The sequence below is a fragment of the Vibrio sp. OPT46 genome, assembly GCF_015163535.1.
Classification (GTDB): Bacteria; Pseudomonadota; Gammaproteobacteria; order Enterobacterales; family Vibrionaceae; genus Vibrio; species Vibrio alginolyticus.
Genome location: NZ_JADDYG010000103.1, coordinates 1 through 397, shown reverse-complemented (window position 1 = coordinate 397; position 397 = coordinate 1). Strand labels below are relative to the sequence as shown.

Below are 397 nucleotides of genomic sequence, written 5' to 3'. Positions count from 1 at the left end.
TGTTAACCTCCCGATAACATTTCCTTCATTCTGATACTTCTATCGGGAGAAAGCAATAAAAAAGCCACCGATATACGGTGGCTTTTCGCAGAATGACTATTTGAGACTATTGACGACGCATCGCATCGAAGAACTCATCGTTGGTCTTCGTCATCGCTAGCTTGTCGATTAGGAATTCCATTGCGTCGATTTCGCCCATTGGGTGAACAATCTTACGCAGAATCCACATCTTCTGTAGTTCGTCAGTCTTCGTCAGTAGCTCTTCTCGACGTGTACCTGAGCGGTTGAAGTCAATCGCTGGGAATACACGCTTCTCAGCAATCTTACGGTTCAAGTGCAGTTCCATGTTACCTGTACCCTTGAACTCTTCGTAGATAACTTCATCCATTTTAGAACC

The 397-nt window shown here is 44.6% G+C and carries 1 pseudogene; it reads right to left on the bottom strand.

Annotated features, from left to right (window positions below):
• Positions 1-106: 106 nt before the first annotated feature.
• Positions 107-397: pseudogene (gene rho / locus IQR33_RS05120) on the bottom strand (transcription termination factor Rho); the annotation flags it as partial.